Origin of the sequence: Roseiarcus sp. (assembly GCF_052145395.1) — a bacterium.
Classification (GTDB): Bacteria; Pseudomonadota; Alphaproteobacteria; order Rhizobiales; family Beijerinckiaceae; genus Roseiarcus.
In genome coordinates, this window is record NZ_JBKQOT010000516.1 from 1 (window position 1) to 10,040 (window position 10,040).

Below are 10,040 nucleotides of genomic sequence, written 5' to 3' on the forward strand. Positions count from 1 at the left end.
GGAACGGCTTCATGGCCAGGAAAGCCAAGAACGCATCGTTTGATCCGGACGTGTTTCTCGCGACTGTGAATCACGGCCGATCCATGTCTGAGTATCGGGCGGGACAGGTCGTTTTCTCGCAGGGCGACGCTGCCGACGCCGTCTTCCACATCCTCCGGGGCAAGATCAAAGTCGCCGTGATCTCCGGGGAAGGGCGGGAAGCGGTCGTCGGTCTCCTGGGCGACAGGGACTTTTTCGGCGAGGGCTGCCTGATCGCGCAGCCTTTGCGCCTGGCGACGGCGACGGCAATGACCGAGGCTCAGGTCGTGCGCATCGAGAAGGCGGAAATGATCCGCGTCCTTCATGCCGAGCCCGCTTTTGCCGAGGTGTTCACCGCTCACCTGTTGACTCGCAACAGTCGCATCGAGGCGGACCTCGTGGACCACCTGTTCAATTCCAGTGAAAGGCGTCTGGCCCGCGCGCTTCTGCTGCTGGCGAACTTCGGCAAGGAGGGAAAGCCGGAGCCGATCACGACAAAAATCAGTCAGGAGACGCTTGCGGAGATGATCGGGACGACCCGGCCGCGGGTGAGCTTCTTCATGAACAAATTCAGGAAGCTCGGCTTCATCGAATACAACGGGGACCTGAAAGTCCACAGTTCGCAGTTGAGCGTAATTCTACGCGAATAGGCCGCCTACGGCGCCGTCGTGATTTTGTCGCGATATGGTCAATTTTGAACAGCCGATACCCTTCCCGCTCGGTACCTACGTCCCCCGTAGGATGGTTTGCTTCTGCTCGCTTCCGACTGGCGGCAACCTGTCCTTTGAGGACCGAATGTCAATGGCGGGATACATCAGCGGCCTGATCGAGAAGCGCAGGCCTACGATTTTGCCGCGCTTGCGCCAAAGGCAACGAAGCGCCTTAGCCTCGGCGCCAATCCTGGAAGGGCGCCGGAGGCCGATATCGTGACGAATCGTGAAGGCGCCCCGTCGCCAAAGGGCCGCTCTGTCCCAGACCCAGGTGGATTGGACGAACTCGGCAGCGCGATTTCGGCAGCTGCGGACATCTCGACCGCGGATCCTCGTCTCGGTAATTTTCCGGTCTCGAGCGCTGGGGCGCCGAATGCACCGAAATTACCGGTCAGCATTCAAGAGGGATGGCTTCTCGTCCGCGCTTTTCTCGGCATTAGAAGTTCTGAGCGCCGTCAGGCTGTTCTCAATTACGTTGCGGAGCAGGTACAAATGGACAAGGCGTAGGCGCCAGGCGCGAATCGCTTAGGTCAAGCTGACGGGTGCGACGAGATCCACAGGAAATTCCGGAAGGTGGTCAATCTTGAACAGCCGGCATCTCAACCGGTTGTTATACATACGTGTTTCGTTCCCACTATGCGGAGGCCAGACCGCACGTTGTAGCGGGTGGTCCGAGCGCCTTGCGGCGGACACTTGATCAAGGAATTGATCATGACGACGTTGAGAGCGCCTGTTATCTTGATTACCGATGGACTCAACGGCATAGGGCGCGCCGCCGCCATCGCCTTCGCCAAAAAGGGTGCAAAGGTCGTCGTCGCCGACCGGCATGACACGGCCGGCGAGGCGCTCGTCGCGGAGTTGCGCTCTCACGGTTCGGAGGTCGAATTCATCAAAGCCGACGTCCGCAAAGAGGATGACGTCCGCGCTGTGGTCGACAAGAGCCTCGCACGGTCTGGCCGTCTCGATGTCGCGCGGAACAAGACTGTCGCCGGATGTCCGGTTGGCCCGGTCACGGGCCAGACCGCGGAGAACAAAGCCGACCTTGCGGCGCAAGTTCCTCACAAAGTCGCCGACGCCGCCGTTCGCGCCGGCGACGGGATGACAGCGATCGTACGCCTCGTCTATCAGCGGGATCCGGACTCGCTCGATCTCTCGACCTTGCAGTTCTCACTCACGGCGCAGCAGAGCCTGAAGCTGGCGCGCGATCTTCTAAACCGGCCGAACGAGCACGTTCGCACGGTTTCGTCCGCTGGGCTCGAACGATATCGCCTTCTGCTGTTGAGCGGAGGGACCGCTCGACCGCCGGAAGTCTTGAAAGAGGTCAGCATTCACGCCTCGGATGTGCCTGCGGCGATACGCCAGGCTTTTCATGTCGCGTGGCCGCCGGAAGCGATCGGGCTCATCCTGATCGACCACGACGGCCGCGAGGTTTTTGGGCGAGACAACGCTTCACTGGAGCAGAAGCTTGGAGAATGAGCCGGGCGTTCACCGTCCAAGATCGAGCACGGGTCACAGAAGGCGCGGAGCGCCGACGTCGCCGAGCGCTCGAGCGGCTGCGGCCGACACGGCGGCGATCAGGCGCTGATGAGACTTCCGCAAAATCTGCGCCACCGGCTCGAATTCGCCGGCTTCCTCTTGGCGGAGGCGTGCGCGCGCGCCCTGCCCCTGGAAGCAGCGTCGTGGGTGTCCGGGAGTCTCAGGCGCATGATCGCCCCGCGCCTGCGTCGGCAGAAGCGCGCGCTTGCCAATCTCGCCCGCGCTTTCCCGGACATGCCGCTCGAAGAGCGGACGAAGCTAGCCGCATCCATGTGGGAAAATCTTGGCCGTACTTTTATCGAGAGCTTCCGCTTCAAGACGCTGATCGAGAGCGACCGCATCGCCTTCGCGCCCGATGAACGGTTCGATGAAGTCGCGCGCAAAGCGCCTTTCATCGTCTGCGGCCTTCATTTGGGCAACTGGGAAATCCTCGCGCATGGGGGCAGGCGCATGGGCTTGCCGATTGCCGGCGTCTACCAGCGAGTATCGAACCCTCTCGTCGAAGCAAAAATGCGCAGGATGCGTACGCCGCTCTATCGGGGCGGCCTCCTGCCGAAGACCGCGATAACGGCCCGCGCGCTGATACGGGCGATCAAAGCCGGCGCCTGCCCTTCGTTCCTCGCCGATCTTCGCGACGATCGTGGGGCGCCCGTCCCCTTCTTCGGCCATCCCGCGCGTTCGAACCTATTTCCTGCTCTTCTCGCTCGCGCGACCGGAGTGCCGCTCTATGCCGGAGTCGCCTTCCGCCGCCCGAACGTACGCTTCACCATTCGCATCGAGCCGATCCTTGTTCCGCAGACGAGCGACCGAGACGCCGACGCTCTCGTCGCAACCGAGGCCCTGCAACGCCAGTTCGAAACCTTCATTCGTGAAGCGCCCGAGCAATGGATGTGGGCGCACCGGAAGTGGGATTAGCCTCCGCATAGCGGCTCCCAGCGAACACGGCGAATGGGGTGGCGACTGCGAGACGTCAATTCGCGCTTTGGACCGTTACCCCGCGGCCTTGGCCGCCTCGACCGCCTCTTCGACCTGCCCGAGCCGCTCCTTGCCAAAAAACATCTCTTTGTCGACGAAGAAGGTCGGGACGCCGAAGACCCCGCGCGCCACCGCCGCGGCGGTGTTCTCGGCCAGCTTCTGCTTGACCGACTCGCTCAGCGCGGCTGCAAGAAGGCTCGCGGAATCGAGGCCGGCACCGTCTATCGCGCCTTTCAGCACCTCGGGATCGTCGAGCTTGAGGCCGTCCTCCCACATGCCCTTGAGTCCCATTTCGAGGAAGGCCGGCCCGACGCCCGCCTCGCGCGCGCCGATGTAGCCCCGCATCAGCATGAGCGAATTGACTGGAAAATGCGGGTTCATGCGGAACCGGTCGAGCTTGTGTTTCGCGACGAAGCGCTTGATCTCCAGCATCTCGTACTCGAACTTGCCCTTGATCGGGGCGAAGGCGATGAACGGCGCCTTGTTGCCGGTCGCCTTGAAGATGCCGCCGAGCAGGCAGGGGTTGATGTCGAGATTCGCCCCGGTGCGCTCGAGGATCGGCGGCAGCGCCCGGTAGGCGAAATAGGCGTTGGGGCTGGCGAAGTCGAAGATGAATTCGATTGTCGGCGTCATCACCAAAACTCCGTCCACGGCCTCAAGTCCATCTCGAAGGTCCAGGCGCTCCGCTCCTGGCGGTGCAGCCACACATAGTTTTTCGCGATCGCGTCGGGAACGAGGATCTCCTCGCGCGCGCGCTTGTCGGCGGCGTCGGGCAGGAGGGAGCGGATGAAGGCGCCGTCGATCGCCCCGTCGATGACGACGTGGGCGACGTGCACGCCCTTCGGCCCGAGCTCGCGCGCCAGGCTCTGCGCCAGCGCGCGCAAGGCGTGCTTGGCGCCGGCAAAGGCGGAAAAGCCCGCGCCGCCGCGAACGCTCGCGGTCGCGCCGGTGAAGAGCATCGTCCCCCTGCCCCGCGGAACCATGACCCGCGCCGCCTCGCGGCCCGCAAGGAAGCCGGCGAAGGCCGCCATCTCCCACACCTTGGAATAGACCTGCGCCGTCGTCTCGGTGACGGGAAAACGCACGTTGGCGCCGATGTTGAAGACCAGGACCTCGATCGGCCCGATCGTCCGCTCCACCTCATCGAAGAAGGCTGCGACGTCCGCCTCCTTGCGCGCGTCGAGCCCGAACGCATGCGCCTCCCCGCCCTCGGCGCGGATGCTTTCGGCGAGCGTCTGCAGCTGTTCGAGGTGACGCGGCCGGCGGGTGACGACGGCGGCCAGGTTTTCGCGCGCGAAGGCGCGCGCGACCGAGGCGCCGAGGCCGTCGCCCGCCCCGATCACCACTGAGACCCCGCGCCTCGCATCATTCATCGGACGACCCTCGCGGCAGGACGAAGAAGGCGATCAAACCTTGCGCCAGATAGTAGGCCGCCGGCGTCGCCTGCGCCACCCGCAAGGGCGCGCCGGCGAAGGTTGTCGGCGACAGCGCCAGGTCGGAAAGCATGCGCCCTTTCCGGAAAGGCCTGCGCAGCCGCTCACCCCAATTCTCTCCCCGCTCGGCGGGGCGAGGGCGACGGGAGCGTTACATGAGCCCGATGATTCCGCCCACGATACCAAGCGCCGAGACGACGGCGCAGACGCCGACCGTGATCGCGAGGCGCGGGCCGCGCAGCCGGTAGGGCTCCGGTAAGGCGCAGGCGGCGAGGGCCACGAGGAAGCCGACCACCAGCGGCATGAGAAACGCGTTCACCACCTGGGCGGCGATGTTGAGCCAGACGATATCGGCGGCGGTCCAGACGGCGAAGGCGGCGCCGACGACGCAAACCGCATAGACGGCGTAGAACCAGCCCGCGGCGAAGGGGTGCAACTCCAGCGTGCGCTTGTACCCGGCGATCTCGCCGACCCCCCAGGCGAGCGCCAGGGAGGCGACGATCGCCGCCACCATCGAAGCGCCGAGCACGCCCGCCCCGAACACGACCTTGCCGGCGAACGCGCCGAGCGCCGGCGTCAGCGCCGCGCTGATGTCGCCGACGCTGTCGAGGGCCTTAGGCTCGGCCCCATAGGCGAAGGTCGCCGCGCCCGCGATCAGCACCGCCCCGGTCAGGCACTGGGTGAGGACGGCGCCGATGGCGGTGTCGGCGCGAGCGTGGCCGAGATCGCCGGGCTGCAGCCTTTTGTCGACGGTCGCCGACTGCTGGTAGAACACCATCCACGGGTTGAAAGTCGCGCCGATGATCGCCGCGACCATGTACAGAAACGCCCGGTCGCCGAACGGGAGACGGACGGCGTCGCTCGTGATCTGCCCGATGCTCGGCCGGGCCGCCCAGGCGACGACGAAGAACGCCAGCTCGAAAAGACCGATCAGGATGGCCGCGCGCTCGACCCGCCGGTACGATCCGGTCCCGACGATCGCCAGAATGGCCACGGCCGCCATCGGGAGCGTGACGCTGCGCGAAAGGCCGAACAGTTCGCCGATGCCGGCGACTCCGGTGAACTCGGTGACGAGCGACCCGATCGCCGCCGCGGCGAGGCCCGCGACCGCGACCAGCGCCCAGCCGAGCCCGTAGCGCTCGCGGATGAGCTCGGCATGGCCGCGCCCGGTGTATACGCCGAGCCGCACGGTCAGTTCCTGAACCAGATAGAGCATCGGGATCAGGAGGAGGATCGGCCCGAGCAGCCGGTAGCCCCACTGCGCCCCGCCCTGCGCTGCGGTCACGACATTGCCGGCGTCGGTGTCCGCCAGCATGACCAGGATGCCCGGACCCCAGACGGCGAGCGCGCGAACGAGGGAAGACGAATTGACGCCGTTCGTCCGCGCTATGTCATCCATCCGCCAAGGGGCTCCCGAGATCCGGCGACTAGGGGGCGCGGGAGGCGCGGAGTCAACGGACAAATTCGCGCACCCTCGACCGCGCCGCTGGTGGCCGGCCGAAGCACCCCCCATATCTCGCTTGGGAACGGCGGGGAGACGGAGGTTTCCCGATGCCACAGCAGAATGCCCTTCCCGGCCTCGTTTTCTTCATCCTGTTCGCCCTGGGCGTTCTGGCCGCCATCCCGAGCGGGAACGCCGGCGACTTCGGGCTAAGCGCAACCATTGCGGTCATAAGCTTCGTGATCGCGGGAGTTGTCGCGAGCGCGATCAAGGTCGCCAACCAGTGGGAACGCGCGGTCGTGCTGCGGCTCGGCCGGTTCCAACAACTCGCCGGGCCGGGGTTGTTCTTCATCATTCCCGTCGTGGACACGGTCGCCTACCGCATCGACGTGCGCGTGATCGCCAGCGCGTTCAAGGCGGAGAAGACCCTGACCCGCGACACGGTGCCGGTCGACGTGGACGCGGTGCTGTTCTGGCGGGTGATCGATCCGAAGAAGGCGGCGCTCGACGTCGCCGACTATTCGGCGGCGATCAACTGGGCGGCGCAGACGGCGCTGCGCGACGTGATCGGCAAGACCGTGCTTGCCGACATGCTGGAAGGCCGCGAGAAGCTCGGGACGGAGCTGCAGCGGATCATCGACGCGCGCACCGAGCCGTGGGGCGTCAACGTGATCTCGGTCGAGGTCAAGGACGTGCTGATCCCGGCGGCGCTCCAGGACGCAATGTCGATGCAGGCGCAGGCCGAGCGGGAACGGCAGGCGCGCGTCATCCTCGGCGATTCCGAGCGTCAGGTGGCGGATTCGTTCAACGCCGCCGCCAAGACCTACGCCGACAACCCGACCGCCTTCCACCTGCGCGCGATGAACATGCTGTACGAGGGCCTGAAGAACAATTCCACCATCGTCATCGTGCCCTCGACCGCGGTCGAGACGATGCAGCTCGGCGGCGTGTCGACGCTGGCGACTGTCGGCAGCGCCATCGCCCACGCCAAGGCGGCGGGCGCGGCGGAGGCGAGCGAGGCGGCGGAATAGAGCCGCGCGCTCCCTGCCCTGGAGCGATTTGCTTTTGGGTCGAAGCCTTCGTGAGCACAGATCTTCGTAGGCGGACGCTCTTGCCCCTGCGCGTCCCCCACAAGGGGCGGGGACGCCAATCGCCGCCGCGGCGACGCCCGTGGCTTCGCTCCGCCCTACCCCACCGGACAGGGCTTCGCGTCCCAGATCTCGGTCGCGTATTCGTGGATCGTGCGGTCGCTGGAGAATTTGCCGGAAGCCGCGATGTTGTGGATGACCTTGCGCGCCCATTCATCCGGCTTGCGGCGGAGCTCGCAGACCGCCGCGTCGGCCTTGAGGTAGGAGGTGAGGTCGGCCAGGTGCATGTACTGGTCGCCGTGGGTCAGAAGCGCGCCGCGCAGCGGCTCGAAGACGCCCGGCTCTTCGGGGCTGAAGTGATCGGAAAAGATCAAGTCGAGCGCTTTGCGCGTTTCCGGCTCGTTCTGGTAGTGCCAGTATGGGCTGTACCACGGGCGGCTATCGGCGACTTCGGCCGCCGTGAGGCCGAACAGGAAGAAATTCTCTTCCCCCGCCTCCTCGGCCATCTCGATCGTGGCGCCATCGCGCGTTCCAAGGGTCAGCGCGCCGTTCATCATGAACTTCATGTTGCTGGTGCCGCTCGCCTCGTACCCGGCCGTCGAGATCTGGTTCGAGACGTCAGCGGCGGGAATGCAGCGCTCGGCGAGCGTGACATTGTATTCCGGCAGGAACACCACCTTGAGCCTGCCGAGGACCGCCGGATCGGCGTCGAGCGTCCGAGCGAGATTGTTGATGAACTTGATGATGACTTTCGCCAGATAATAGGCGGGCGCCGCCTTGCCGGCGAAGAAGAATGTGCGCGGGGGCAGGTCGAGATTCGGGTTCGCACGCAATCGGTCGTAGAGAACGACGATCCTCAAAGCGTTGAGCAGCTGCCGCTTGTATTCGTGAATGCGCTTGATCTGGCAGTCGAAGATCGAGTCCGGGTCGACGGAGACGTCGGTATGCCGCTTGACCCAGTCGGCGAACCGGGCTTTGCACGCGCGCTGCGCTTTGAGAATGTCCCCCCTGAACGCAGCGTCTCCCGCTAGCGGCTTAAGCTTTTTCAGCTCAGCGAGGTCGGTGATCCAGCCGTCGCCGATCCTGGCCGAAATCACCTCGGCGAGCCACGGATTTGCGAGGCGAAGCCAGCGTCTTGGCGTGATGCCGTTGGTCTTGTTGTTGAAGCGCTCGGGAAACGCCTCGGCGAGGTCCCGCACCGTCGTCTTGCGCAGAAGCCCGGAGTGGATCGCGGCCACGCCATTGGTGCTGTGGGAGCCGACGATCGCCAGATTCGCCATGCGGATGTGTTTGGTCTGCCCCTCCTCGACCAGACTCGTCCGGGCTACGCGCCCATTGTCGCCCGGAAAGCGGGCGCGAATGTCTTCGAGCAGCCGGCGGTTGATCTCGTAAATGATCTCGAGATGGCGCGGAATGAGGAGTTGCATCCAGTCGACCGGCCAGCGCTCGAGCGCCTCGGGCAGCAGCGTGTGGTTGGTGTAGGCGAGCGTCCGGCGCGTGATGTCCCAAGTCTCGTCCCAGCCCAGATGCGCCTCGTCGAGCAGGATGCGCATGAGCTCCGGCACGGCCAGGGTCGGATGCGTATCGTTCATCTGGATGGCGGCCTTGTCGGGCAGGGTCCGCCAGTCCGAATTCGACTCCCGAAACCGGCGAACGAGATCGGCAAGCGAACAGGCGACGAGGAAATATTCCTGCATGAGCCGCAGTTCGCGCCCCTGCACCGTGTGATCGTCCGGATAAAGAACGCGCGTCAGCGATTCCGCGTTGAGGGCCTCGGCGATCGAGGCGACGAAGTCGCCGCCTCTGAAGCGCTGAAAGTCGAACGCGTGCAAGGCGGTCGCGCTCCACAGCCGGAGGGTGTTCACCGTCTTGCCGCCGTAGCCGATCACCGGCCGGTCATAGGGGACGCCGAACAGAGACGAGGGGTTGTTCGGAATCATGCGCAGCGCGCCGCCGCGCAATTCGAACGAGCAGCCGAAGGTCACCTCGACACTCTCGGTGGGGCGCACCACCTCCCAGGGATCGGGATGGCGCAGCCAATTGTCCGGCCGCTCCTCCTGCCAACCGTTGCGGATTCTCTGCCGGAAAATGCCGTGCTCGTAGCGCAGTCCGTAGCCCATCGCCGGCAATTGCATCGTGGCCATCGAGTCGAGGAAGCAGGCCGCCAGACGCCCGAGGCCCCCGTTGCCGAGGCCCGCGTCGGGCTCCTCGTGCAGGATCTCCCACCACGCGGGGCTGTCTTCGCCAAAACTCTGCTCGACCACGGGATCGAGCATCAGGTTCAAGACGTTGTTGCCGAGCGAGCGACCGATGAGAAACTCAATCGAGAGGTAGTAGACCCGCTTCGGATTCTCGCGCGCGTAGGTCTCGTCGGTGCGCAGCCAGCGGTCCGCAGCGATGTCTCGCACCGCGCGGGCGGCGGCTTCGTAGCGCTGCCGCGAGTCGGAAGATTCGGGCTCGACGACGTTGTGGAACTTCAGGAGCCGCTCGTAGAGCGCGTCGGGCGCTCCGGCGAAGCGCATCGGCCCGGAGCCGTAGCTCTTGAGAATCGCCGCCTCGTCCGTCGCCTGCGGCTTCGGCCATTCGTTCGTCGCGCTGTCTTGCGCCATCGGTTCGCACTCCCTGAAGGTTAAGACGTTTCCGCGTTTATCGCGTTGGGCTCTCGCCGGACGCCTCGAGAGGCGCCCGAGCGCCCGACGAGGGCCGGCTTACATGGTTCAGACGTTGTCGCCGGCGGTCGAGGTCGCGGCGGCGCGCGCGCGGCCTTTGCCCCCCCAGACCCAATCCCTGATCTCGGGCATGTCGTCGCCGTAGCGGCGGATGTATTCCTTGTGCTCGA

At 65.5% G+C, this 10,040-nt stretch carries 9 protein-coding genes; 4 read left to right on the forward strand and 5 right to left on the reverse strand.

Annotated features, from left to right (window positions below):
• Positions 1-11: 11 nt before the first annotated feature.
• The 3 genes from ACLP25_RS17835 (at position 12) to ACLP25_RS17845 (ending at position 3,179) form a co-directional block, all read left to right on the forward strand.
• Positions 12-668: a Crp/Fnr family transcriptional regulator gene (locus ACLP25_RS17835; protein WP_442470523.1), complete on the forward strand. Its 657-nt coding sequence runs from the start codon at positions 12-14 to the stop codon at positions 666-668.
• A 771-nt stretch (positions 669-1,439) separates the two neighbouring features.
• Entirely contained in the window at positions 1,440-2,204 is a 765-nt protein-coding gene (locus tag ACLP25_RS17840) for an SDR family NAD(P)-dependent oxidoreductase (RefSeq protein ID WP_442470515.1), read from the forward strand.
• A gap of 108 nt (positions 2,205-2,312) precedes the next feature.
• Positions 2,313-3,179: a lysophospholipid acyltransferase family protein gene (locus ACLP25_RS17845; RefSeq protein WP_442470516.1), complete on the forward strand. Its 867-nt coding sequence runs from the start codon at positions 2,313-2,315 to the stop codon at positions 3,177-3,179.
• 75 nt (positions 3,180-3,254) lie between these two features.
• Here the strand turns inward: ACLP25_RS17845 and ACLP25_RS17850 are convergent, their stop codons facing one another.
• The 4 genes from ACLP25_RS17850 to ACLP25_RS17865 form a co-directional block, all read right to left on the reverse strand.
• Positions 3,255-3,872 carry a 2-hydroxychromene-2-carboxylate isomerase gene (locus ACLP25_RS17850; protein ID WP_442470517.1) on the reverse strand — a complete coding sequence of 206 codons (618 nt, stop codon included), beginning with the start codon at positions 3,870-3,872 and terminating at the stop codon, positions 3,255-3,257.
• On the reverse strand, positions 3,872-4,612 hold the full coding sequence (locus ACLP25_RS17855) for an SDR family NAD(P)-dependent oxidoreductase (RefSeq protein WP_442470518.1): 741 nt from the start codon (positions 4,610-4,612) through the stop codon (positions 3,872-3,874). The genes ACLP25_RS17850 and ACLP25_RS17855 overlap by 1 nt, the downstream gene beginning before the upstream one ends.
• Complete coding sequence (locus ACLP25_RS17860; protein WP_442470519.1) at positions 4,605-4,745, reverse strand: hypothetical protein; 141 nt, start codon at positions 4,743-4,745, stop codon at positions 4,605-4,607. Before ACLP25_RS17860 ends, ACLP25_RS17855 begins: the two co-directional genes overlap by 8 nt.
• Positions 4,746-4,823: 78 nt before the next feature.
• A complete protein-coding gene (locus tag ACLP25_RS17865) occupies positions 4,824-6,071 on the reverse strand; it encodes an NRAMP family divalent metal transporter (protein ID WP_442470520.1) in 1,248 nt (415 codons plus the stop codon).
• A 152-nt stretch (positions 6,072-6,223) separates the two neighbouring features.
• Here ACLP25_RS17865 and ACLP25_RS17870 point away from each other — a divergent pair, with 152 nt between their 5' ends.
• Positions 6,224-7,144 (forward strand): slipin family protein, encoded by a 921-nt coding sequence (locus ACLP25_RS17870; RefSeq protein ID WP_442470521.1) that lies wholly within the window; start codon positions 6,224-6,226, stop codon positions 7,142-7,144.
• Positions 7,145-7,299: 155 nt separating this feature from the next.
• Here ACLP25_RS17870 and ACLP25_RS17875 read toward each other — a convergent pair whose 3' ends face one another.
• Complete coding sequence (locus ACLP25_RS17875; RefSeq protein WP_442470522.1) at positions 7,300-9,810, reverse strand: glycogen/starch/alpha-glucan phosphorylase; 2,511 nt, start codon at positions 9,808-9,810, stop codon at positions 7,300-7,302.
• Positions 9,811-10,040 lie beyond the last annotated feature (230 nt).

What these genes read in the sequence shown, in the direction of transcription:
- ACLP25_RS17860 (WP_442470519.1), bottom strand. Translation starts at nt 4,745, where the DNA reads ATGCTTTCCGACCTGGCGCTGTCGCCGACAACCTTCGCCGGCGCGCCC.
- ACLP25_RS17840 (WP_442470515.1), top strand. Translation starts at nt 1,440, where the DNA reads ATGACGACGTTGAGAGCGCCTGTTATCTTGATTACCGATGGACTCAAC.
- ACLP25_RS17865 (WP_442470520.1), bottom strand. Translation starts at nt 6,071, where the DNA reads ATGGATGACATAGCGCGGACGAACGGCGTCAATTCGTCTTCCCTCGTT.
- ACLP25_RS17875 (WP_442470522.1), bottom strand. Translation starts at nt 9,810, where the DNA reads ATGGCGCAAGACAGCGCGACGAACGAATGGCCGAAGCCGCAGGCGACG.
- ACLP25_RS17845 (WP_442470516.1), top strand. Translation starts at nt 2,313, where the DNA reads ATGAGACTTCCGCAAAATCTGCGCCACCGGCTCGAATTCGCCGGCTTC.
- ACLP25_RS17850 (WP_442470517.1), bottom strand. Translation starts at nt 3,872, where the DNA reads ATGACGCCGACAATCGAATTCATCTTCGACTTCGCCAGCCCCAACGCC.
- ACLP25_RS17835 (WP_442470523.1), top strand. Translation starts at nt 12, where the DNA reads ATGGCCAGGAAAGCCAAGAACGCATCGTTTGATCCGGACGTGTTTCTC.
- ACLP25_RS17870 (WP_442470521.1), top strand. Translation starts at nt 6,224, where the DNA reads ATGCCACAGCAGAATGCCCTTCCCGGCCTCGTTTTCTTCATCCTGTTC.
- ACLP25_RS17855 (WP_442470518.1), bottom strand. Translation starts at nt 4,612, where the DNA reads ATGAATGATGCGAGGCGCGGGGTCTCAGTGGTGATCGGGGCGGGCGAC.